At 44.7% G+C, this 22,861-nt stretch carries 23 protein-coding genes; 1 reads left to right on the top strand and 22 read right to left on the bottom strand.

Translation table 11 applies throughout. The features are described from left to right. Nucleotides 1-3 precede the first annotated feature (3 nt). From J7I83_RS01910 to J7I83_RS02015, 22 genes are all read right to left on the bottom strand, one after another. The gene (locus J7I83_RS01910) at nucleotides 4-2,130 is read right to left on the bottom strand and encodes an ATP-dependent helicase (RefSeq protein WP_215098997.1); all 2,127 of its coding nucleotides are present in this window, start codon (nucleotides 2,128-2,130) and stop codon (nucleotides 4-6) included. A 527-nt stretch (nucleotides 2,131-2,657) separates the two neighbouring features. Further along, nucleotides 2,658-3,185 carry a YflT domain-containing protein gene (locus J7I83_RS01915; RefSeq protein ID WP_215098998.1) on the bottom strand — a complete coding sequence of 176 codons (528 nt, stop codon included), beginning with the start codon at nucleotides 3,183-3,185 and terminating at the stop codon, nucleotides 2,658-2,660. Between the two features lie 63 nt (nucleotides 3,186-3,248). Then, nucleotides 3,249-3,449 carry a YwbE family protein gene (locus tag J7I83_RS01920; protein WP_215098999.1) on the bottom strand — a complete coding sequence of 67 codons (201 nt, stop codon included), beginning with the start codon at nucleotides 3,447-3,449 and terminating at the stop codon, nucleotides 3,249-3,251. 209 nt (nucleotides 3,450-3,658) lie between these two features. Then, the gene (locus J7I83_RS01925) at nucleotides 3,659-4,756 is read right to left on the bottom strand and encodes a DUF2382 domain-containing protein (RefSeq protein WP_215099000.1); all 1,098 of its coding nucleotides are present in this window, start codon (nucleotides 4,754-4,756) and stop codon (nucleotides 3,659-3,661) included. A gap of 112 nt (nucleotides 4,757-4,868) precedes the next feature. Then, on the bottom strand, nucleotides 4,869-6,917 hold the full coding sequence (locus J7I83_RS01930) for a catalase (RefSeq protein ID WP_215099001.1): 2,049 nt from the start codon (nucleotides 6,915-6,917) through the stop codon (nucleotides 4,869-4,871). A gap of 125 nt (nucleotides 6,918-7,042) precedes the next feature. Next, entirely contained in the window at nucleotides 7,043-8,008 is a 966-nt protein-coding gene (glsA, locus tag J7I83_RS01935) for a glutaminase A (protein ID WP_285228659.1), read from the bottom strand. A gap of 173 nt (nucleotides 8,009-8,181) precedes the next feature. Next, complete coding sequence (locus tag J7I83_RS01940; RefSeq protein WP_215099087.1) at nucleotides 8,182-8,784, bottom strand: alpha/beta hydrolase; 603 nt, start codon at nucleotides 8,782-8,784, stop codon at nucleotides 8,182-8,184. Between the two features lie 250 nt (nucleotides 8,785-9,034). Beyond that, nucleotides 9,035-9,913, bottom strand: coding sequence for an Hsp33 family molecular chaperone HslO (hslO, locus tag J7I83_RS01945; RefSeq protein WP_215099003.1), 879 nt, complete (start codon nucleotides 9,911-9,913; stop codon nucleotides 9,035-9,037). Between the two features lie 28 nt (nucleotides 9,914-9,941). After that, nucleotides 9,942-10,166 carry a DUF896 domain-containing protein gene (locus J7I83_RS01950; protein WP_215099004.1) on the bottom strand — a complete coding sequence of 75 codons (225 nt, stop codon included), beginning with the start codon at nucleotides 10,164-10,166 and terminating at the stop codon, nucleotides 9,942-9,944. Between the two features lie 19 nt (nucleotides 10,167-10,185). Further along, on the bottom strand, nucleotides 10,186-10,668 hold the full coding sequence (locus J7I83_RS01955) for an RrF2 family transcriptional regulator (RefSeq protein WP_215099005.1): 483 nt from the start codon (nucleotides 10,666-10,668) through the stop codon (nucleotides 10,186-10,188). Nucleotides 10,669-10,954: 286 nt separating this feature from the next. Then, nucleotides 10,955-11,488, bottom strand: a complete 534-nt coding sequence (locus tag J7I83_RS01960; RefSeq protein ID WP_215099006.1) for a chromate transporter — start codon at nucleotides 11,486-11,488, stop codon at nucleotides 10,955-10,957. Further along, nucleotides 11,485-12,024: a chromate transporter gene (locus tag J7I83_RS01965; RefSeq protein ID WP_215099007.1), complete on the bottom strand. Its 540-nt coding sequence runs from the start codon at nucleotides 12,022-12,024 to the stop codon at nucleotides 11,485-11,487. Before J7I83_RS01965 ends, J7I83_RS01960 begins: the two co-directional genes overlap by 4 nt. 53 nt (nucleotides 12,025-12,077) lie before the next feature. Then, nucleotides 12,078-13,682, bottom strand: coding sequence for a gamma-glutamyltransferase family protein (locus J7I83_RS01970; RefSeq protein WP_215099008.1), 1,605 nt, complete (start codon nucleotides 13,680-13,682; stop codon nucleotides 12,078-12,080). Nucleotides 13,683-13,744: 62 nt separating this feature from the next. After that, nucleotides 13,745-14,743 (bottom strand): ABC transporter ATP-binding protein, encoded by a 999-nt coding sequence (locus J7I83_RS01975; RefSeq protein WP_215099009.1) that lies wholly within the window; start codon nucleotides 14,741-14,743, stop codon nucleotides 13,745-13,747. After that, on the bottom strand, nucleotides 14,706-15,722 hold the full coding sequence (locus J7I83_RS01980; protein ID WP_215099010.1) for an ABC transporter ATP-binding protein: 1,017 nt from the start codon (nucleotides 15,720-15,722) through the stop codon (nucleotides 14,706-14,708). The genes J7I83_RS01975 and J7I83_RS01980 overlap by 38 nt, the downstream gene beginning before the upstream one ends. A 7-nt stretch (nucleotides 15,723-15,729) precedes the next feature. After that, on the bottom strand, nucleotides 15,730-17,289 hold the full coding sequence (locus tag J7I83_RS01985; RefSeq protein ID WP_215099011.1) for an ABC transporter substrate-binding protein: 1,560 nt from the start codon (nucleotides 17,287-17,289) through the stop codon (nucleotides 15,730-15,732). Nucleotides 17,290-17,311: 22 nt separating this feature from the next. Beyond that, nucleotides 17,312-18,199 carry an ABC transporter permease gene (locus J7I83_RS01990; protein ID WP_215099012.1) on the bottom strand — a complete coding sequence of 296 codons (888 nt, stop codon included), beginning with the start codon at nucleotides 18,197-18,199 and terminating at the stop codon, nucleotides 17,312-17,314. Nucleotides 18,200-18,214: 15 nt separating this feature from the next. After that, nucleotides 18,215-19,156, bottom strand: a complete 942-nt coding sequence (nikB, locus tag J7I83_RS01995; RefSeq protein ID WP_215099013.1) for a nickel ABC transporter permease — start codon at nucleotides 19,154-19,156, stop codon at nucleotides 18,215-18,217. A 280-nt stretch (nucleotides 19,157-19,436) separates the two neighbouring features. Beyond that, nucleotides 19,437-19,886: an Lrp/AsnC family transcriptional regulator gene (locus J7I83_RS02000; RefSeq protein WP_215099014.1), complete on the bottom strand. Its 450-nt coding sequence runs from the start codon at nucleotides 19,884-19,886 to the stop codon at nucleotides 19,437-19,439. Nucleotides 19,887-19,960: 74 nt separating this feature from the next. Further along, nucleotides 19,961-20,407, bottom strand: coding sequence for a GNAT family N-acetyltransferase (locus tag J7I83_RS02005; RefSeq protein ID WP_215099015.1), 447 nt, complete (start codon nucleotides 20,405-20,407; stop codon nucleotides 19,961-19,963). 55 nt (nucleotides 20,408-20,462) lie between these two features. Beyond that, on the bottom strand, nucleotides 20,463-21,317 hold the full coding sequence (locus J7I83_RS02010) for a patatin-like phospholipase family protein (protein ID WP_215099088.1): 855 nt from the start codon (nucleotides 21,315-21,317) through the stop codon (nucleotides 20,463-20,465). 41 nt (nucleotides 21,318-21,358) lie between these two features. Further along, nucleotides 21,359-22,036, bottom strand: coding sequence for an SOS response-associated peptidase (locus J7I83_RS02015; RefSeq protein WP_215099016.1), 678 nt, complete (start codon nucleotides 22,034-22,036; stop codon nucleotides 21,359-21,361). Between the two features lie 318 nt (nucleotides 22,037-22,354). Between J7I83_RS02015 and J7I83_RS02020 the strand changes: the two genes are divergently transcribed. Next, nucleotides 22,355-22,786, top strand: coding sequence for a hypothetical protein (locus J7I83_RS02020; protein ID WP_215099017.1), 432 nt, complete (start codon nucleotides 22,355-22,357; stop codon nucleotides 22,784-22,786). Nucleotides 22,787-22,861 lie beyond the last annotated feature (75 nt).

The following is a 22,861-nucleotide window of genomic DNA, read 5'->3' on the forward strand; positions in this document are numbered from 1 at the left end:
GCGCTACTCGATAATTTCCAATAACCTATAGCTCAAACAAATATCAATCATCAAGTCTTTACGCTCTTTTTCGAATTGGATAGAAATTCGTTCTTTGTCTCGCTCAACGATTTTTCCTGCACCAAAAACACGATGCCGGACCTGTACGCCTTCATGCAGTGCATCTTCCGAATCGATGGCATTCGGATTATCGGGCACCTTTACTTTAACGGGTGTTTTTACAGTAGCCCGTTGTGGTTTGACCTGTCGTTTTTCGGGAACAATCAAATCGCGCACTTCGTCCACAAAACGGGACTCGCTGTCATAGCCGATCAGTTCCAAATGGCTTTTAGCCCTTGTCATCCCTACATAGAACAGACGGCGCGCTTCTTCCAGGGCATCTGGTGTTTCCACATCTTCTTCTGTCGGAATGATACCTTCTACTAAATCAATCATATATACCCGCTCAAATTCCAGACCCTTAGAGCTGTGTAACGTCGATAAGGTCAGCATGTCATCCGTTTTTTCAACCTTTGCCTGCTGTGTCACTTGTTCCAGCAGTTTCAGCCGCTTTGCAAAAGCCGTCATGGATTCCAGCGGCTCCGCGATTTGTTCCAAAGTCGTTAAGATCTGTGCCAAATAAGTCATTTTCATACCGAACTTCTCGGCGCGGCTTGAGAGCATCTGGTCATAGCCCATTTCTCCCCGGATGGTTCGGATGACTTTCAGCGGTTTCATGCCACTCAATGCTTGGAACCATTTTTTCTGTTCAGCCAAAATCTTAATTTGGTAATCTTTTAAAGTGATATTCAAATTGATTTCATCAAAAGCAGGCTTTTCTGTGGGCTTCATTCGGCTCAACATTTTCAGTTGGCTGCCCGACCAATAGGCATTGGTTTTAGAAGCGACTTTCGAATAAATATCAATGCGCTCCGGCTTCAAGCTGAAACGCATGAAGTTCAACATATCTTCTACAATCCAATGTGAGAAAAAGCGGTTATCCGAGTCTTTCATGTAAAAAGGAATGCCTAAGCGCTCAAGTTCGCTCATCAGCAAAGTGGAAGACGAGTTATTGCGGTATAGAATGGCTACATTTCCGTATTCAGTCAATTCCTTAAGCTCTTTCATGACGTATTTGAACTGTGCTTCTTCTGATCCCAAGCGTTTCAAAACGATCGGATTGCCTTCTGGCTGCTTGGTGAACATGTTTTTGTCATGGCGTTTTTTATTGGTCTTGATGAATTGGTTAGCAGTATGGACAATGTTCTGGGAAGAGCGGTAATTGCGCTCCATTTTCATGATATACGCATCAGGATAGACCGTTCTGAACTTCAGCAGATAAGTGGGTTCAGCAGCTCTCCACGTATAGATCGACTGGTCATCGTCGGCCACTACGCAGAGATTTTGATGGCGGGCCACCAGCTTTTCCACAATGGCATGCTGAATCAGCGATGTATCCTGGCTTTCATCAGTCATGATGTAATCCCACCGCCCCTGGTACTTTGCTAATAGGCTTTTGTCCTTTTCCAGCGCCTCATAGGCAAGTGATAACATATCATCAAAATCAACTAACCTTACGTCATAGTTTTCTTTGAAGGCTTCATAGGTTTTCAGAATTTCGATAGCACCTGGAAACGGCTCTTTCGACTTGGCCAATTGTTTTCGTGGCAGCATTTTGTTTTTGACAAAGCTGATGAATGAAGTCAATTCCTCCAATTGATCGTCGGTGATCGGCTCGTCATTTTCCGTTTGGTACATTTCTCGGAGCAGTTTTTTCTTATGAAGACCATTTGTCTCGCTTCCTTCAATCATGACGTAACGTGATCCTGAAAAATAATCGCGTGTGATCTGAAAAGCTAAGCTGTGGATGGTCGAAAAATCGATGGGCTGGAGTGATGGGAAAAACCGCTTGTAGCGCTCGAGCATATCGTTAGCGGACGCTTTGCTGAAAGTGATGGCTTTGATTCGCTGAGGCGAGACGCCTTTTTCTTCAATCAGGTAACCGATGCGCATAATCATCGTAGTTGTTTTCCCGGAACCGGGACATGCCAACAGCAGCAAAGGGCCTTCTGTGCGCTCTACTGCTTTTCGCTGTATTTTATTTAATTGAACTCCAAGTTCCTGCTTTTTTCGTTCAAAGAATTGGCTCATTATGAGGGGCTCCTTCATTTTTCAATATCCCTATATTAACATAAAAACGAACCCGTTTTAATGGGTTCGTTTTTATTCAAATCAAACCAATAAAAAAATTTTCATTGGCATGTTTTTATTTTCGAGGCTACGGTTGGCTACGGTTGCCTCCGCTTTTCTTTTTGTCTGGACTCCAGCGCCTAGCTCTTCGGGTCATAAGTCAACCCAGCTGTGCGGCAAAGAACGCCACCCTGCTGATCTGCCTTATGCCTGTCAGAGCTGGACAGCCGCTTCCGCTTTTCTTTATCCAGACTCCAGCGCCTAGCTCTTCGGGATGTAAGCCACTCTGGCTGTGCGGCTGAGAACATGCCGCTTCGCCAGATCGTCTTACACCTGTCAGAGCTGGACAGCCGCTTCCGCTTTTCTTTGTCCAGACTCCAGCGCCTAGCTCTTCGGGTCATAAGTCAACCCAGCTGTGCGGCAAAGAACGCCACCCTGCTGATCTGCCTTATGCCTGTCAGAGCTGGACAGCCGCTTCCGCTTTTCTTTTAAATAAAGTTTTTTTCATCTGGCTTGCTGATTGGGTCGGCGTTGCGTTTATCTTTTCTGAATGCCGGATCTTCATAATGCCGGTTATCCAATTCGACTGCTTTTTCTTCCCGTTCTTCTTCTATCGAACGCGGACCTTCCGACTCAAGCTTTTCGTTTTGAATCGCCGTCTTTTCGTCTTCAGGTAATTCAAATGCATCCTGTGCATCTTTGTTGACATATAGCAATAGCTTGCCATCCTGTACATCCCGGTAATAGTGCTCGGACTCATTTTCATCGATGCCCATATTCAAAAAGGTTTGATGAACCCTTTCATCTCCAGTCAAAAATGTGGCGAACCGATCAGCCCATCCGCCTTCCGATACATGTACCTCGACATCCGTTTTGCCTTTTACAAGAGACAGTTGGTCATCGGACTTGGCCATTATATACATGTCTTTTTCCAAATAGCCGTCTTTTTTCAGCTCTTCGATTTTCTTCAGAACAACTTCCTGTGTCTCATAGATTTCGATAAATCGATTTGGCATTATGATCTCTCCTTAAAAGGGGTTACTGTATTTTACCCTTCTGCTGGAAGCTCGAAACACTGCTTACTTTCCCGAAAGAATCTCACAGACACGCCCAACCTGCCCGTCTTGCAATCGTACTTTGATGCCGTGCGGATGGGTAGCGGAGTTTGTCAACAAGTCCTTGACTACGCCATGGGTCTTCTTTCCAGAACGCTGATCCTGCTTTAAGATTACATTTACTTCAATCCCCGGCTTCACGTCGCTTCTTTTTTTACCGTCCATGCTTATCTCCCCTTACTTTTCTTTTCTCTACTATACGCTATTCTTTCCGGCCGGACAAAAAATACTCAAATTCAAAAACAATTGAAGAAAAGACCGCTATTCATCGTTTCATTTAGCTCAACCGCTTGCCAAGCAGAATTTTTCAAGAGGCTTTTTCTCAAAACAAAAAAGGTGAGGATTGCTCCCCACCTCACTCTGCATTTTACTGATTATAAACGGTCGCGATCTGTGCGATCTTTCCGGCTCAACTTGTCGTCTGTTGAATTGGTGTCTTCATCAATATCCGCTTCTTCATGGCGGACGGTTTCGTTGACAGTTTCCGTATCCTGTACTTTGCGCTTTCCAACTACAATCTCCTCAGCCACAACGTCTTTTTTCGTAACTTCGACGCGTTCTTCTGATACCGGTATGTGGATATTTTCGCCTTCCTGATAAGCATCTCCAGTCGACCCAGAATCCTTATCGAAGGAATTCCCTGTTGTTTCTTCATTTACAGGACGGCGTTCCACGTATACTTCTTCACGTTCCACCGGCACTTCGATTGATTGATTTTCCTCAACAACATGTTTTCCAACATTGACTTCACCAGTCTGCACACGCTCTTTATCGACATTCAATCGTTCTTCATGCAGACGAATTTTTTCTTCGTCGGTGTCTGTACGGTTCAGGTCTCTGTCCTTATCTTCAAACCGATCTGTACGATTTTTATCTTCAACCGTACGGTCAGATCCAAGCCCAAAGCCTGTGCCCGAATCTTTTCCGACACCTGCTGTTTCTGTTGTATCACTGCTTAATGTATCGTCTTTTTTATTGTAATAAACATCGTTTTCAGCATTTGTGTCTACTGTCAGGCCATCTTTGGCTACAGCTTCGTCATCCATATGGCTTCTGCTGCTTCCTACTCCAGCTGCCCCCATTGTACCTGCCGCATTACTTGTTGAAGTGTTGTCATACGGTGCTTTGCCTTCGTAGTTCGCACCATACTCACGGTCTACGAACAATAAGATTTTACCGTTCTGTACTTCGTTGTAGTAACGGTCAGCTTCTGCTTCGTCTACACCCATTCCTGAGAATGCTTCACGTGATGACTCGTTTCCTGATAGGAAGCCCATAAACTTATCCATCCAGTTTCCTTCAGATGATTTGTAATCCACATCTGTCCGTCCCCGTACCATTGAAATTTGATCTTTATCCCGTGCCATAACATACATATCATCTTCACTTGAACCTTGAGCTTTCATTTCTTCTATTTTCTTCAATACTTCCGTTTCACTATCGAACGTTCCCATAAATTTATTGTTGGCCATTTTCTATTCCTCCAATTTTTTTAATGGTTGCTTAGTTTAGAAAATACCCGACATATCTTTTCTTAAACATCATGAACTTTTTAAGATTTGATTTCCCTGATTTTTTTACTCATTATTCCACTTGTCTTTCCCAGTGGCGATGTGCCGTAATAGCTTCCAGGAAAGACGCCGTAAAACCTGTACCATCACCTGCAGTCACTACGCCGGGCTGGCTTTCAATCCCAGCTGCTTCGATCCATTGCTGGCCATCGTGTGTTGCACCAATCGGCTTGTAATGGTCGAATGCCTCCCCGATGTAGCGTGCTGCTTCTTTGGCGAATTTTCTGCTGACATCCGGCCCGCCCACTGCGTAAACTGCATCATAGAGAACAGGATCAGTTGTAGTGAACGTATGGTCAACCTTAATTTCTTTGCCGCTTGAGCTCTTCAGCTTGCCTTGCATTTCACTGACCACTTCATATTGCACGCCTTTTGCTTCGAGTCCTTCGAGAATCTTTAATACCTCAGCATCGTTAAAGCCTTTATCCGCCAACACGCCGACTTTGCGCGTAGCAGGAGACTTCACAGTATTGTCCAGGCTCAAGGCCGGTGACGCTTTCGTCACATCAGAACCGCCGCTTGTTGGAGGGGTTACTCCGATATTTTCAGCAACTGCCTGCGCCATTTCCAGATTGACGTTGGTGAACATTTCGACAGCGCCTTCGCGAATCCATGTCTCCTGGCATTTTCCAAGCTCAAAACTGAAAGCCTCGATAATATGCTTACATTCCGGTTCTGTCATGCTATTCCAAAACATGGTCGCTTGCGAAAAGTGATCTTTAAAGCTTTCGCTGCGTGCACGCACTTTACGCCCTTCCATTTTCTCCTGATAATGAGAATACCCGCCGTCAGCCTCGCTTACAGGAGCCGGTGTACTATTCGTAAATGAACTCTTCTGATAGGAAACCCGCCCTTTATTGATTGTTTGGCGTCCGAAGCCGTCGCGCTGATTGTTGTGGAACGGACAAACCGGCCGGTTGATCGGCAGTTCGTGGAAGTTCGGCCCATTCAAGCGGAGCAATTGTGTATCCGTATAAGAGAACAGACGACCTTGCAGCAAAGGGTCATTCGAGAAATCGATTCCCGGCACTACATGCCCAGGGTGGAAAGCCACCTGTTCTGTTTCCGCAAAGACATTGTCGACGTTGCGGTTCAAGGTCATTTTCCCGACAATCTGAATCGGGATCTCTTCCTGTGGCCATAGCTTCGTAGCATCCAACAAATCAAAGTCGAATTTATGCTCATCTTCCTCCGCGATGATCTGAACACCTAACTCCCACTCAGGAAAGTCTCCTTGCTCAATGGAATCGTACAGATCCCGACGATTGAAATCCGGATCTTTTCCGGCAATTTTCTGTGCTTCGTCCCATACAAGCGAATGGGTCCCAAGCGTCGACTTCCAGTTGAATTTGACGAAATGCGATTTCCCTTCGGCATTGACGAAACGGAATGCATGCACGCCGAAACCATCCATCATCCGGAAGCTGCGTGGAATTGCGCGATCAGACATCAGCCACATCATCATGTGCGCGGTTTCCTGGTTGTTGATGACAAAATCCCATAACGTGTCGTGGGCACTTGCGGCCTGCGGCATTTCATTATGCGGCTCAGGCTTTACGGCATGGACAAAGTCCGGAAACTTAATGGCATCTTGTATAAAAAACACCGGCATATTATTGCCAACCAAATCATAATTTCCTTCTTCCGTGTAAAACTTCGTGGAGAATCCGCGAACATCCCTTACCGTCTCAGCAGAGCCCTTGGATCCTGCTACAGTGGAAAAACGGACGAACACTGGCGTCTTTTTGCCTTTTTCCGATAGGAATTTAGCTTTTGTCAAATTCTCCAGCGATTCATATGCCTCAAACACACCATGTGCTGCATATCCTCTTGCATGGACAACACGTTCAGGAATACGTTCATGGTCAAAATGGGTCATTTTTTCCCGAAAATGAAAATCCTCCATCAAAGTGGGACCTCTTTCACCGGCTTTCAATGAAAATTCATCTTCAGCCATCTTCAGCCCCTGGTTAGTCGTCAGGCTTTTGCCGGAATCGTCTGTCCGATACTGCTCCAATTGCTCATCTTTGCTGTTTTCATTCACTTTGGGTTCTTTTGCCATTTCGCCACTCCTTCAGTTTTTTTATTCTTTCTCCTATTCCCCTGTTTTCTTTTATAAAACACATTGCTGTCTGTCTAACTTCATCAAAAAACCCCGTAAGCTAATTAAAGCCCACGGGGGTTGGATTAAAAAATACTTAAATCCCATTCTTTCGAAATTTGCCGCAGCATCATCGTGCCTGCTGCACTGTTTCCTTGCACATCAATGGCCGGACCGTAGACACCAATGCCCGCTCCTGCTCGAAATTCATACGTTTGCGAATGGAGCTTCGGCGGCACAGCGGCCATAATGCCGCCTGCCACGCCACTTTTCGCCGGTATGCCCACATGCGCGGCAAAGTTTCCGGACGAATTGTACATGCCGCATGTCACCATAAGAACTTTTGCAACCTGTGCGATTTCTTCAGAGAAATGCTTTACTTTCGTGATCGGATTAAACCCATCATAGGCAATGATCAAGCCGATTAATGCCAAATCCTTCGTGCTCACTTTAATCGAGCATTGACGAATGTAAATATCCAATGCTTCCTCCACTTCGAGTTCCAGGAACTTCGCTTCCTTCAAATAATAAGCCAGTGCGCGGTTGCGGTGGGAAGATTGCCATTCCGAATCGTATACCTCTTTATCAAGTTCAAGCGGGTGGCCAACCAGTTCTTCCAGAAAATGCAGCAGGAATTCGTATTTTTTCTGGCTGGTCTGCCCTGGCAACAAAGCCGAGATGGTAATCGCTCCCGCATTGATAAAGGGATTGAATGGCTTGTTCGGCCGATGGATTTCAAATGGAATAATCGAATTGAATGCTTCTCCGGTCGGTTCTACATCCACTCTCTCCAACACAAATTCCAAGCCATAATGACTGCTCAATGCGATGAATGTCAATGCTTTTGAAATGCTTTGCAGAGTGAATTCCTTAGTTGTATCTCCTGCGCAATAATAGTTTCCTTCATCATCGACCATACAGATTCCAAGCTGGCTCGGATCCTCTTTTCCCAGTGCCGGTATATATTGTGCGGTCGTTCCTAATACGGCATGGCCTTTATTATCTTTAACCCAAGCCTCTAACTGCTCCTGAATGCGCGGATTGCTGTGCAATGTCATCCCTCCTTAAACTTCTTTTCCTCTATCATGAATGAAACCAGTTGCCTTTGTCAAAAACTCACGCCGCCTTTTAAGAAGAGAAATTACAATCATTGGAGGGTTCTCAGAATATAGACGACTATAATGACTGGATAAAAAACCTTCCCTTTGTTCAGGGAAGGTTCGTCTTATAGTTTGTCGTACCAGTCTTTGGCGGCTTCCACTTCGGGCATTGTCAATTGATGGCCGAAATCTTCCCAATGCAGATCAACTGTGGCGCCAGCATCTTTCAACAGCTTTTCAAGATCTGTCGATTCTTCTGCCGCGCAGATTGGGTCGTTGGTCCCTGCTGCAATGAATACTGGAATGCCTGTTAAATCAGGCAAATTTGTTTCGCGGTTCGGCACCATCGGATGGTGCAGACATGCTCCTTTTAGTGAATCCGAGTAAGTGAACAGCAAATTGGCGGCAATATTGGCGCCATTTGAATAGCCGATTGCGATGACATTTTTGCGGTCAAACCCATGCTCTTCAGCCGCCTGGCCAATAAATTCATGCAACTCTTCTGTACGGATTTTCAAATCTTCCATATCGAATACACCTTCAGATAAGCGTTTAAAAAAACGCGGCATGCCATTTTCCGAAACGTTTCCGCGAACGCTTAAGACAGATGCCTCCGGATCGACGTGGGCAGCAATAGCTAATAGATCGTTTTCATTTCCGCCTGTTCCATGCAGCATAAGGAAAGTCGGTTTGGCAGGATTGGTGCCTTGCTGAAAAATATGTTTCATCATTAATAACCTCCAATTGTAATATAGATAAATTGACTTTAAGAGCGTACTTTTCCAAACTGCTTTGGGCATAACTCTTGGACGCGCCGGCGCTGAATGGATTTATTCTACTTGAGTAAGCTGTTCAGACCGTTCCCCAATTTATCAAAAAAGAAACTTATCTCGAATTCAAGATAATAATAACATAGATTTTCAATTCCTCCAATAGAAAAGGTCCATGGCACAGATGTGCACGGACCTTTTGATCGTATTATACTTGTGGAGCCAACATATCCTCCAGGTTTTCTTTTGAGAACAAGTAGTTTTCGTTGCAGAAATGACATTGTGCTTCTGCTTTTCCATCCGTAACGATCATATCTTCAATTTCAGCAGATCCAAGGCTTTGAATGGCTCTGGAAATACGGTCTCTGGAGCATTGGCATTGAAACTGAACAGGCATTTCATCAAGCACATTGACGTTGCCGATGCCCAATACTTCGTTTAGGATATCTTCCGGCGTCAAACCTTGGCGAACCATATTGGAAATGGTCGGAATGACTTTTAAACGCTCTTCGATTTCCACAATAATTTTTTCTTCAGTTCCAGGCAGCAATTGAATAATAAATCCACCAGAAGCCTGAATGGTGTTATCAGGATTAACGATGACCCCAACACCTACAGAAGAAGGAATTTGTTCAGATGTCACAATGTAATGAGTAAAATCGTCCCCTAATTCACCCGATACTAAAGGAACCTGTCCTACAAATGGTTGAAGCAGTCCGATGTCTTTCGATACCGACAATGTCCCTTCCGTACCAACAGCTCTTTTGACATCAAGCTTGCCCTGCTCGTTCAAATCGAAATGGGTTAGAGGATTTGTTACGTATCCGCGCACTCCGCCTTTAGCGTTTGCATCTACTAAGATGGTTCCAATCGGGCCTCCCCCGTTGATGCGGATTGTCAGTTTTTCTTCGCCTTTCATCATGGCACCGAGCATAACGCTGGCTGTCATGGAACGACCAAGTGCAGCTGACGCAGTCGGCCAGGTGTAATGGCGACGCTGAGCTTCTCCTACAGTTTCTGTCGTCCGCGCAGCGTAGGCGCGCACTTGTCCATCATAGGCTAAAGCTCTTACTAAATAATCGTCCATTTTATTCTTCCTCTCTATTTCAAGCGTTTTAGATTTGGTTGGTTTGTTTTTTCATACGTAATTTGTCAGGAGTAACGTCATCACCCAGCGGATCGATGACAGTCATGCTTGTCACAGTCGATTCCACTTGGCCGCGGATTGACCGCAAATAGTCTTCACGCAATACTTGGCGCTCTACTTTCTCAGCATTCGTCAGCCCTTCTTCACGTGCTTTTTTTGCTAATTGGTTGATGCGCGGTAAAATCCCAAGCATACTTTCCCTCTTTTCATCTTTACCTGACTAACTTTTGAGACAGCCACTCGGTCAATTTTCTGGTTTTTTCCTGAAACCGCTCTTCTTTCATTTTTTCAGAAAGCAGGGCAATCGTTTCCTGTTCCATCCGGGAACGCCAGGCAGTTTCCGCCTCGAGCATTAAATCCGTCAGCAGACAGCACCGCTCCGGCTCCTCCAGTTCCAATAGGTCTCCCAATACTCCACTTGAAGAATACAGCGATTGCTGGCCTTCAATTGCTATATATATATCAAACACACTGATGTCTTCTGGTTTTTTATTGAGTTTAAATCCACCTTTAACTCCCGATACAGAAGTGATCAAGCCTGCACTGACCAGCTTTCTTAACAGCTTCTGAAAATATGTCGGGGAAGTGCCGAGTTGCTGGCTGATGGCTTCTCCGGGAAGCACGGCTTTGTCCGGCAGCATGTTCAATAAAAGAATGGCATACACCGATTGTTCTACACCTGGTTTCATATGCACCCAAATCACCCTCTTTCAATTACGGATAAAATTTATCCTCGTTATCCACATTAAACTACCTCGAATTAAAAGTAAATAATTATGCTCGACCTCCTTGCTTCTTTGAGAAAGATGCTTGACTAGTGATAAGGAACGCTTCCGCCTGGAGTGAAGAACCGGTATGAAAACCCACGATTGTCGATTTATTCTTCTAAAAAAATAATTCTTTTGTCTACAAACTCAAAAAAGACCACCCGTATTGGATGGCCTTCTTTTTATCTACCGAAATACGGAAAAACTGTAAAAGCTAAACGATTCCGGACAAAGCACCATAAGCAAGCGCCATTAAAATAACAAAAGCCGGATGGACTTTCCTGATTTCCAACAGCCAATAGCTGACGACAATCAAGATCACCGTTTGCAGCGTGCCGGATGTATCAACAGAAGTCATGAAAAATTGCAGTGTCATGGCACCAAGCAATACAGCGATGACCGGACGGACAAGCTTTGTGATATTTTTGACTTTCGGCGAATCCTTGTATTTCAAAAGAGTCACCATCAAAAGGACCATCAGAATTAGAGACGGCGCCACTGAAGCGAATAAAGCGACAATCGACCCTAATATTCCACCTTCCATATAGCCGATATAACCCGCCATTTTGGTGGCGATCGGTCCTGGCAGTGCATTGCCCAATGCCAGAACTTCCCCAAATTCCTGAGTGGTCATCCAGCCATAGCGGTCCACCACTTCTTTTTCAACAAGTGGAATTGAAGCAGGCCCCCCGCCATAACCTAATATACCTGGGATAAAAAATGCTAAAAAAATGGACCAGTAAATCATTTTGACCCTACCCCTTTCTTAAAGGAAGTTAAGGAGAGAATCAAAACACCCAATATGACAATCGCCGGATGGATATTCAATAATTCCAGCAGGACGATGGCGATCGCTGTAAATAGGATGGCACGGCCAACCCCTAGAGCCTTGCCCGATTTTTGGAAGAAATCCCATGTCATCACTGCCAGCATGACGCCAACGACCGGCACCACTGCGGCCGACATGCTACTGACCCATGCAAGGTCTTTGTATTTTTGCAAAATCCCCAAAAGGATGATCATCATAACCACTGTTGGAACAACTGAAGCCGCCAATGCGATAAGGCAGCCCACCATCCCATTGACACGGTAGCCGATGTAGCCCGCCATTTTTGTGGCAATCGGGCCTGGCATGGTATTGCCCAAAGCTAGTGTGTCGCCAAACTCATCTTCCGTCATCCACTTGTAGTTGATTACGGCTTCACGATGAAAAAGTGGAATAGCGGCAGGTCCGCCGCCGAATCCAAGAAGGCCGACACGGAAAAAAGCGAGAAAAAGATCCATATTAATTTTCAGGCTGGAATATTTCCTTTTCTTTTTCTCTACTTTTCTAGCGCTTACCAAGCAGCCACCGCGCCGTCTGTGCGCGATTCGGTGCCTCCGGCCAATACGCCTGTCTCGGGGTTTCGCCAAATGATTTGGCCTCTCCCGAAACTGCCGCCATCTGTCGCGACTTGAATTTGATGGCCTTTGCGGGCTAAAGCCTGCGCCAGGTAGTTCGGGAAGTTGGGTTCTACGAGCACGGTTTTCCCTTCCATCCATTGCCATCTTGGCGCATCAAGCGCGGCTTGCGGATTCATTAAATAGTCAATGGTGTTGGTGACCACCTGAAAATGGCCCTGCGGCTGCATGTACCCACCCATTACACCGAACGGCCCAACAGCTTTTCCGTCTTTTGTCAGGAATCCAGGGATGATGGTGTGGAATGTCCGTTTTCCTCCTGCCAGCACATTCGGATGTTCAGGGTCCAAGGAGAAATCAGCTCCACGGTTCTGCAGGCCAATGCCGGTTTCCGGGATGACGATTCCTGAACCAAAGCCCATGTAATTGCTTTGGATGTAAGAAATCATATTGCCTTCTTCATCTGCTGCGGACAAATAAACCGTACCGCCTTTAGGCAATTCATATGGTTCCGGATCTGAAGCGGTTTCGCCGATGGTTTTAGCGCGGGCTGCGGCATATTCTTCAGACAGAAGATGTTCTGTGCTGACCGGCATATTTTCCGGTTCTGTAATAAACGCCTTGCCATCTGTAAATGCCAGTTTCATCGCTTCAATCTGTTCGTGTAAAGTATCTACAGACTGCCATTTTGGCTGACCGAGCTCTTTGAAGATGTTCAACGCCATCAAAGCAACCAAACCCTGGCCATTGGGTGGGATTTCCCACACTTCATAGCCACGGTATTCTGCCGAGACAGGCTCAACCCACTCGGGTTTGAATGCTTCCAAATCTTCTTTAGATAGGAATCCACCTTGTTTTTTCATAAAGGCATCGATTTTATCTGCAATCGCTCCTTCATAAAAAGACCGTGCATCAGTTTGCCCGATTTCAATTAAAGTGCTGGCGTGGCCTGGGGATGACCACATTTCTCCCACTTCGGGTGCTCGGCCATTCGGCGCGAAAGTATCAAACCACCCTTGGTATTCTTTGCCAGTAAATGTAGTTTTGTATTTAGCATAGGCGGCTTTCCAATATTTCCCGAGAATCGGCGTTAATGGATAGCCTTCTTCCGCATAACGGATTGCGGGCTTTAGTACATCAGCAAGCGACAACTTGCCAAACTTCTTCGATAGCTCTGCCCATGCAGCCGGTACGCCCGGAACCGTCACTGGCACTAAGCCAAATGTCGGCATTTTTTCAAATCCCAGCGATTTGACCGCTTCTGGAGAAATGCTTTTTGGCGCAGGACCAGAACTGTTCAGACCGTGCAGCTTGTCTTTGACCCAGACCAAGGCAAAGGCGTCTCCTCCAATGCCGTTTGAAGTCGGCTCGACGACGGTCAATGCCGCAGCGGTTGCAATAGCCGCATCAATGGCATTACCGCCATTTTGCATGACTTCAATGCCAGCCTGTGCCGCCAGTGGCTGAGAAGTGGCTACCATTCCTTTTTTTGAAAATACTGTATGGCGCTGTGATGCAAACGGATTGTGTAAATAGTCCATGAAAATTCCTCCTGTCAGTATAAAAGCCGGATACGGAAACACTTCCCGCATTCGGCTTATTGTTATCCGGCAAAATGGCAAGCAGCAAAATGATCTTTTTCATGTTCAATAAATGCTGGTTTGTCCACTTTGCATAGCTCCTGTGCGATGGGACAACGAGTGTGGAAAGGGCATCCTGAAGGTGGATTTGACGGATTTGGCATATCTCCTACCAAACGCACCCGTTCCTTTTTCGCATTTACTGTCGGTCTCGGAATTGCGGACAATAAAGCCTGAGTGTAAGGATGGAGTGGTTTCTTAAAGATATTGGAAACATCACTCATCTCTACAGTGTGCCCCAAATACATGACCAGTACACGATCACAGAAATAACGGACCACTCCAAGATCATGCGAAATGAATAAATAAGACAGATTGTACTTTTCCTGCAACGTTTTCAATAACTTCAATATTTGTGCTTGTACTGAAACATCCAACGCTGAAACGGCTTCATCACAAATGATAAACTGAGGATTTAAAGCGATTGCCCGGGCGATCCCAATCCGCTGCCGTTGCCCGCCACTGAACTCATGTGGATACCTGTCATAATGCTCCGGCTTTAATCCCACTTCCTTCAATAAATCCTCTACCGCATCCCTTCTCTCCTGCAAAGGCATGCTCGTGTGCATTTTAAAGACTTCATCCAGTGCATGTCCAATTCGCTGGCGCGGATTTAAAGAAGCGTAAGGATCTTGGAAAATCATCTGCATTTCTTTAACAAACTTCTTCTTCTCTTTTCGCTTTAAATCTTGAATCTCCTGCTTATTAAAGAAAATTTTTCCATCAGTCAGTTCTTCAAGTCCTAAAATAGTCCTGCCCAAAGTCGATTTTCCACATCCTGATTCTCCTACCACTCCGAGGCTTTCCCCTTTGTAGAGCTTCAGGGAAACGGATTCTACCGCTTTGACATTCCCTTTCACCCGCTTTAATATACCGGCTTTAATAGGGAAATATTTTTTTACACTGTCCAATTCCAATAAGATTTCAGACTTCAAGGGTGATTTTTCTTTGATTGACGTCAACTGGCTCCACCTCCTTGTCTACCAGCCAGCAGCTCGCATAATGTTCTTTTCCTGCTTTGAATTCCGGTGGCACATCTGTTTTGCATTTATCCATAGCGAACTTGCAGCGGGGATGGAAGCGGCAGCCCGTTATTTTTTCATTCAATCCTGGCATATTCCCTGGAATCGGCTCTAATTCAAATTCTGGATCGTCTACATTCGGCACCGAATTCAAGAGGCCGATTGTATAAGGATGCTGAGGATTTTCAAAAATTTCACGTACTGGCCCTTCTTCTATTTTTTTGCCTGCATACATGACCATTACGCGATCGGCAACTTCTGCCACAACGCCCATATCATGGGTGATCATTAGCACTCCCATATTCAATTTATCCTTCAGGTCTTTAATCAAATCCAAAATCTGGGCCTGAATCGTTACATCCAAAGCCGTTGTCGGTTCATCTGCGATCAGCAGGCTCGGATGGCAGGCAAGTGCCATAGCGATCATGACACGCTGCCTCATCCCTCCACTGAGCTCGTGCGGATATTGATTCAAGCGTTTTTCAGCATTGGGAAGACCCACTTGCCTAAGCAACTCGATGCTTTGTTTATTGGCCTCTGCTTTTGATAATTTGTGATGCAAAAACAGCGGTTCCCGCAATTGATAACCGATGGTCAGCACCGGATTCAAAGCAGTCATCGGCTCCTGAAAAATCATTGACATCTTATTGCCACGAAGCTGACGCATCTGCTCATTTGAAAGTTTTTGGAGAGATTCGCCACTCAATAAAATCTCCCCATTTTCAATTGTGCCATTTGAAGGCAGCAGGCGCATAACGGATAAGGAAGTGATACTTTTCCCACACCCTGACTCCCCGACTATACAGAGGGTTTCCCCTTTATTCACGTGAAAAGAGACATCTCTGACCGCTTGTAATGAACCTTCCGCTGTACGAAACGACGTCACTAAATTCTTCACTTCAAGTAATGTCTCTGCCATACTTTCCCTACTCTCTTGTTACGTTTTGTAAGAACCATTGTCCGTTTGGATCCAGCTGAAGACCTTGGATCGATTGGTCTGTAGCAGCAGTGACAACACCATGGTACATGACAATAGCCACATCCTCATCCAGCATCAATTGGTTCGCTTGTGCCAGATAGTTTTTACGTTCTTCCTGATCGACTGTTGTGCGTGATGCTTCAACTAGTTCGTCAAATTTAGGGTTACTGTATTGCGCGCGGTTTGAAGCACCGATATTGTCAGAGTGGAAGTTCGGATAGAGCATTTCAGAACCGTCACTTGTTACATTCGACCAGCTCAGGAACGTCAAATCATATTCACCTGCACGTGCAGTGTCCAGGAAGGTTGCCCATTCCATTGTTTCGATTTCTACATTGAATCCAGCTTCTGTCAATTGGGATTGTACGATTTCTGCCATTAAGATAAAGTTATCACGGTTAGCAGCAAGCAATTTAATTGGCTCGTCGCCAAATCCGTTTTCTTCCACTAATTGCTTGGCCGCTTCTGGATCATAGGCAGTTCCAGCATCGTCTGCTGATTCGTCATATCCAAAAACTTGTGGTCCAAGAACACTGTCGCTTCTAACACCAAGGCCGTTCAAGTTCTCTACAAATGCATCACGGTCAACTGCACTTGCCACTGCTTTTCGGAAATCCGGATTTTGGTTACGTTCTGTCGAATGATTGAACGTTAAGTAATAAACCGGTGTTCCTTCTTTTTTCGTTACTTCAACATTTTCTAACGATTCAACGCGTGATAATTGTTCTGACGGCAAGGCGTCGATAAAGTTTACTTCACCGGTTTGCAGCATAGAAATCGCTGTTGAAACTTCAGGTACGACTTTGTATGTCACTTTATCCAGCTCAGGAGCACCGTCCCAATAGTCTTCATTTTTCCCCAATACAATTTGATCTCCCTGATTCCAGCTTGTGAATTTGAAAGGTCCTGTGCCTACTGGCTCTTGCATCGAGTCCTGGGCTTCGTCAGCCGTTGGCGAAATAATTGCTGCGTTTGAGTGGGACAAAGCCGCCAATAACGGTCCATATGGATATTTTGTCTTGATTTCCACTGTCGTTTCGTCAACTGCAGTCACAGTATCAATCGGCTCCAACAAAGAAGCACGCGGAGCGGCAGTAGCAGGATCAATCAATTTTTCAAATGTATACTTTACTGCTTCCGCATTGAATGGTGTGCCATCCTGAAATTCAATTCCTTCTTTCAGTTTAATGACCCAAGTCAGCTCGTCTGTATTTTCATAAGACTCGGCTAATTGCGGTTCGATTTCCATTGTTTCGGGGTTGCGTTCAAACAGGTTTTCATAGATCTGTGACATCACACTTGAAGATACTGAGTCATTCGTCATAGTTGGTGAAAGCCCTACTGCGTCTGTCGTAGAAGCATAAATTACTTCCTGCTCTGCAGCTTCCGGAGAAGTTGTGCCTTCTCCTTCTGCGCCTTCTGCACCTTCTGGAATTGTACTTTCTGAACAAGCACTTAAAATCAGTATTCCGATTAATGTTAATAAAAGCAGCCATTGTTTCTTCATTAATAACGTCCCCCTATATGTTTTATTGTTGTAGATCCATATTCGGATCAAGTGCATCCCGCAGGCCATCGCCCAATACGTTAAAAGCGAAAACCGTCAGCATAATAGCGATTCCCGGCACAACCGTCAAATGCGGTGAAGACCACATGAAATCTTGTCCCTGCGAAATCATCGCCCCCCATTCAGGTGTTGGCGGCTGAGCACCGAGCCCTAAATAACTGAGAGCCGCTGTTGATAAGATGGCTGTTGCCATTCGCATGGTAGCAAAAACGATAATCGGTGCCGAAGCGTTCGGTAAAATATGCCGAACCATAATCCGAAGATCCGATGCACCCATCGAACGCATTGCCATGATGTACTCTTTTTCTTTTATTGATAAGACCGATCCTCTCACGATGCGGGCACAGGTCGGAATCGACCAAATACTGATGGCGATTGCCACATTTACAAGGCTTGTGCCAAGAATGGCAATGATCAACATTGCCAACAAAATACCAGGAAATGAAAACAACAAATCTACAAACCGCATGATGACCGCATCCATTTTCCGATAATAACCTGCCAGCATTCCAAGTATAATGCCGCCAATGAGGCCTAAGGTTACAGCAACACTCCCTACAACAAGGGAAATCCGTGCACCGTAGACAATACGGCTCCATACGTCACGTCCATAATTGTCTGTCCCCAACCAGTGACCCTCACTGAAAATCGGCATTTCGCTGTTAGCCAAATTTTGTCTGACGGGATCGTGAATTGTGATGAATGGGGCAAAGATGGCAATAAGAACCTGAAGAATGACAATCACAAGCCCAATAACAGCTAACTTGTTTTTCAACAAACGCCGAATTGTTGTAATGTAGTACTTTTCTCTTTTTTTCGGTTTCAAGTCGACAGCATCCGCTGTTGTCATGGATTCCCCTCCTCTCTATTCATACTTGATGCGTGGATCAATATACGTATAAACGATATCCACCATTAAATTGACGATTACGAATAAGGTTGCTACAAGTAACACAGACCCTTGCACCATCGGAAAATCCCTGGCTGCAATAGCATCAATCATTAAACGGCCCACGCCGTTAATGGCGAATACTTTTTCAGTAATAATTGTGCCTCCAAGTAAAAATCCAAAATTCAATCCAATAACTGTGATGATTGGAATCATGGCATTTTTTAAAGTATGGATCCATATCACATTTTTCTCTTTGACACCTTTTGCCCGCGCAGTTCGGACATAATCAGCACGAATCACTTCCAGCATGGATGATCTGGTCATTCGTGCAATCATAGCTGCCGATCCTGTTCCGAGAGTAATTGCCGGCAAGATTAATTCTTTAATGCCATCAATTGTATAAAAGGGATTCGACATTCCGCCTACAGGCAACCACTGAAGATTTACAGCAAACACCAGAATCAGTAAAGCACCTAGCCAGAAATTCGGAATCGAAATGCCAGCAAGAGCAAACGTGGTTGCTGAAACATCCAATAATGAGTTCTGTTTCAATGCGGAAATCAGGCCTGTAATAACGCCAATGATCACCGCTACAATCATACTGGCGATTGCCAATTTCAAAGTATTTGGGAACCGAACCATAATTGCATCTGCAACCGGTTGAGCGGTTTGATAGGAATAGCCGAAATCTCCTTGGACTGCATTTCCTACATACCTTGCATATTGCGTGAGGAATGGATCATTCAATCCCAAATTGTCCCGAATTGCAGTAATGTCTGATTCTGTAGCGGTTGGTCCCCCAATAACAGCGGCTGGATCTCCAGGAGCAATGTACATTGAAGAAAATACCAGAAATGAAATACCGAACAATAAGAATAGTAACTGCAAAGCCCGACGTACTATTAAAGCAATCAATTCTCTACCTCCTAAACATTTGTTAAGCATTTATTTAAATTCGCTTACCAAAAGTAAATAATTTGATAATTTTGATTATAGAGCATGACTTTGAATAAATCTATATATATTTTCGAAAATACGAATTTATCGTTAAATATCCTACATAAAGTTAGCAATCTTATATTCCGCCTAACTTTTGTTACGTAATTTACTTACTGCGACTAACTATTGATCAACTGTGATGAAAACAAAAAAATTCTCAAAAATAAAAGCCTGCAGCTTTTTCAGCTGCAGGCTTTTATAGTTTCATACCGGTACGACTCTTAAAGCGCCGGAGAAGAATATGGCTTTCGACTCTTGTTATGCCTTCGAGCGCATAGAGTTCTTCATTGATAAACTTTTCGAGATCGGTAAAATCATCCACCAGTACGTGCATGTGAAGAGTGGATGGGCCTGTCATTTGGTAGCAGCTGGCGACACTGGGGTTATCCGCCAATTTTTGAGCCACTTCAACTAAGGAAGCCGGTTCACAGTCCACTTCAAAAAAACCGGATACTTTCTTGCCGACTTTTTCGCTGTTGATGACTACTGTAAAGCTTTCGATGACACCTGCTTCTGTTAATTGGTGGACTCTTTCACGAATAGCCACGCGCGACAAATTCAGTTCTTTGCCAATATCCACATACGAAATCCGGCCATTTATTGTCAATAGCTCTAATATCTTACGGTCGATATGATCTAATTTCATGAATACACCTCATGCTTTTATTTTAAGACTCAATTATCCAATTTCCTGTCTTTCTTAAAGAGTTTATGATTGCCTCAATTGCTTAAGTAAAATAACGTGCAATAGATGCCGGGAGCCACTTCTATTAAGCACTGTTCCTGAAAACCGAATGCTTTATAAAGGGCAATCGCCGGTTTGTTTGCGGTGCCAGTGCTGACCGTGAACTCATAGCCTTTGCAATGCTTCAGCAAATATCCCACCAGCTGCTTGCCGATGCCTTTCCGGAAATGGCCTGGACTTACCACCAACCGATGGATATCGACAGTTCCTTCGTTGATTTGATACGATATTACACCCTGCAATTGCCCTTCACTGTAACCTGCAAAAGTTTCGGTGCTTTTTTGAATTTCAGTGATTGATTCATTCAGCTGTGGAATTGCATCAAACCCCATCAGCTCAGCTTCTACCCGGTAGGCAGCCTGCTGGATTTGTTGGATTTCTTTGGCGATCTGTTTGTCCTGATGATCTAGTTTGAGAATCATACTTCATCACCTCATCCTAACTTTACCACGATGCCATTTCTGAAGTTCACAAAATTTATTTCTGAAGAAAATCGAGCAGTTCATCGAGTTTGGCTGTCGCATCCTGGTAGCCTTGATTATACAAGGTTTCCAGCTTTATCGGATTCCGCTCTACCCCTCTGATCTTATACAGATTCAATGGCCGTATCACCAAAGCCAAGCCTTCGCTTTCCAATTGTTCAATAAATTCCATTGTTTCATTGTAATAGATATTCCGGTTCTCCATTGTCTTCGCAATCGCAGGATACTGGCGGACAAATGACGGCATGATTTTAGCGAATCGGCTCTTTTTTTTCCGATAGCCTTTTTCTCTGGTCAGGATAATTATCGGTTTGGTCACCCCGTCCGACAAGGCTTTGCGAATCGGCAGCGGATCGGCAATGCTGCCATCCATCAATAGTTTTTCGTTGAATTCAACCGGCTGCGACATCAAGGGAAGAGAACTTGAAGCTCTGACAATGGCCAGCACGTCTTCCGGCCGATTCTGTTTTTCAAAATAAACAGCTTTCCCTGTCAGGCACTCTGTCACGCCGACTACAAACTCTTCCGTTGCGTCATTGAAACGTTCATAATCGAAAGGCACCAAGCTGTTCGGAATTTCATCAAAAATCAAATCCATTCCGAAAAGTTCCCGTTTTACCAGCAAGTTCTTTACTGAGATATATTCAGGGTGGTTGACATAGCCGATTGTCACTTCTCGGTTACGGCCATTTTGTCTGGAAATATAAGAAGATGCATGGCAGGCACCTGCTGAAACGCCTATTACATAATCAAGGAAAATCTTCTCTTCCAATAACTTTTCGAGAACGCCTCCAGTATAAACTCCCCGCATTCCGCCACCCTCCAATACCAAGCCGCTCTTCATGTTAATCCCCCCTATGGCTGGCAAAATCAGCAAAGGGTCCGGCTGATTCAACCGATTTTTTCAATCAATTCCGGTTTATTATTTTTTGGCGAATTGACTTCTCCAGACACACGATAGGCTTCCATATCTTCCGCTTTATAGGGCTTCAGAAGACCTTTCAGTGTTTCGATATCGTCCACATTGGGATCCAGCCAGATTTCCTCTCCTTTTTTCGTCAGGATGACGGGCATCCTGTCATGAATCGATTCCATCAAGGCATTCGGGCCGGTCGTCAATATGGAACAGCTGTTGACAGTTTGGCCATCCGGGGATTTCCATGATTCCCAGAGCGCCGCAAAAGCAAAAGGTTCCCCTGTTTTCAGTTTGATGCGCATCGGATTTTTTTCTCCGTCTTTGTGCTGCCATTCGTAGAAAGAATCCGCTACGACCAGACAGCGTTTCTTTTTGAAGGCATTGCGGAAGCTGGGTTTTTCCGCCGCTGTCTCCGACCGGGCATTAATCATCTTATAACCAATTTTTGCATCTTTGGCCCATGGAGGAATCAGTCCCCAACGAAGCTTGCCAAGGCGGTTTTTGTTTCCGTCATTTACTACCGCCACCACCTGCTGGGAAGGGGCAATATTATAGCTTGCTGAATAGTCATCTTCATTTATCGCTGCTTCTTCAATATGAAACCGCTCGATCAAGACCGTGTAATCGGTGAACAGTGAATATCTTCCACACACTCTAAACACTCCTCTCAGCACTGGTTTACTCCCCCTAAATATAACAGATAATTCTAACTCCTACTGCCTTATTGTCTTTATCCCTGAAAGTATTCAGACAATATCTGGCTGGACACCGATACAAAAGCTGCCATTTACCATGACCTTCCGTCTTGATGTTCCAGAAAATTTCCGCACCTGTCTTTATTCTGTTAAATCCATAGCCCTAAGCCTTTACACTCGTTAAGACTCAAAATGCATGGAAAGTTCGTTAAGGTCCCTTAAATCGCTAAATAGTGTTATAATAGAAGAACAACGAGTTATATTAGGAGGAATCACATGGCTACTGCACGCGAAATGAGTCTCGTCAACAAGGATTTTCTGGTTGAAGAATTAGGGCTGAAACAACAAGGAAACTCAACTATCTTTATGAATGAAGATTGTTTTGTATTATCCCCATCTGTTCAGCGATATGAAAAAGGATTTGATGTCAGTGAATTCAATTTGGCAAAGTTCAATCCGGAACGTCAACAAGGCTTTTTGCTCGTACGGTACATGGATACCTTTTTAATGGCAAAACTTGAAAGCTTTACGAAAAAAATGATGCTTCCTGAACTTCAGATTAAAAAGAAAAATACAAAACCACACTGGAAATTCACAGTTGCTGAAAATCCGGCCTATCATATCGTCAATACGCAAAACAAGGAACTGCGTTACCGCCTGCAGGAACCGACAAAAAAACAGATTTTATCTTTCTTCAACAAATTATAAGCTCTTCCCGCTGCCTATGTGCATGCGGGTTTTTTAATTCCACCATAACATCCAACGAACTTTGGCTGCCTCAAG

It is taken from the genome of Planococcus sp. ISL-110 (assembly GCF_018613575.1).
In the GTDB taxonomy this organism is placed as follows: Bacteria; Bacillota; Bacilli; order Bacillales_A; family Planococcaceae; genus Planococcus.

Excerpts from the sequence above, each read along its gene's own strand:
- J7I83_RS01910 (WP_215098997.1), bottom strand. The coding sequence starts at position 2,130 with ATGAGCCAATTCTTTGAACGAAAAAAGCAGGAACTTGGAGTTCAATTA.
- J7I83_RS01915 (WP_215098998.1), bottom strand. The coding sequence starts at position 3,185 with ATGCCAAATCGATTTATCGAAATCTATGAGACACAGGAAGTTGTTCTG.
- J7I83_RS01920 (WP_215098999.1), bottom strand. The coding sequence starts at position 3,449 with ATGGACGGTAAAAAAAGAAGCGACGTGAAGCCGGGGATTGAAGTAAAT.
- J7I83_RS01925 (WP_215099000.1), bottom strand. The coding sequence starts at position 4,756 with ATGGCCAACAATAAATTTATGGGAACGTTCGATAGTGAAACGGAAGTA.
- J7I83_RS01930 (WP_215099001.1), bottom strand. The coding sequence starts at position 6,917 with ATGGCAAAAGAACCCAAAGTGAATGAAAACAGCAAAGATGAGCAATTG.
- J7I83_RS01940 (WP_215099087.1), bottom strand. The coding sequence starts at position 8,784 with ATGAAACATATTTTTCAGCAAGGCACCAATCCTGCCAAACCGACTTTC.
- hslO (WP_215099003.1), bottom strand. The coding sequence starts at position 9,913 with ATGGACGATTATTTAGTAAGAGCTTTAGCCTATGATGGACAAGTGCGC.
- J7I83_RS01950 (WP_215099004.1), bottom strand. The coding sequence starts at position 10,166 with ATGCTTGGGATTTTACCGCGCATCAACCAATTAGCAAAAAAAGCACGT.
- J7I83_RS01960 (WP_215099006.1), bottom strand. The coding sequence starts at position 11,488 with ATGATTTACTGGTCCATTTTTTTAGCATTTTTTATCCCAGGTATATTA.
- J7I83_RS01965 (WP_215099007.1), bottom strand. The coding sequence starts at position 12,024 with ATGGATCTTTTTCTCGCTTTTTTCCGTGTCGGCCTTCTTGGATTCGGC.
- J7I83_RS01970 (WP_215099008.1), bottom strand. The coding sequence starts at position 13,682 with ATGGACTATTTACACAATCCGTTTGCATCACAGCGCCATACAGTATTT.
- J7I83_RS01980 (WP_215099010.1), bottom strand. The coding sequence starts at position 15,722 with ATGGCAGAGACATTACTTGAAGTGAAGAATTTAGTGACGTCGTTTCGT.
- J7I83_RS01985 (WP_215099011.1), bottom strand. The coding sequence starts at position 17,289 with ATGAAGAAACAATGGCTGCTTTTATTAACATTAATCGGAATACTGATT.
- J7I83_RS01990 (WP_215099012.1), bottom strand. The coding sequence starts at position 18,199 with ATGACAACAGCGGATGCTGTCGACTTGAAACCGAAAAAAAGAGAAAAG.
- J7I83_RS02000 (WP_215099014.1), bottom strand. The coding sequence starts at position 19,886 with ATGAAATTAGATCATATCGACCGTAAGATATTAGAGCTATTGACAATA.
- J7I83_RS02005 (WP_215099015.1), bottom strand. The coding sequence starts at position 20,407 with ATGATTCTCAAACTAGATCATCAGGACAAACAGATCGCCAAAGAAATC.
- J7I83_RS02020 (WP_215099017.1), top strand. The coding sequence starts at position 22,355 with ATGGCTACTGCACGCGAAATGAGTCTCGTCAACAAGGATTTTCTGGTT.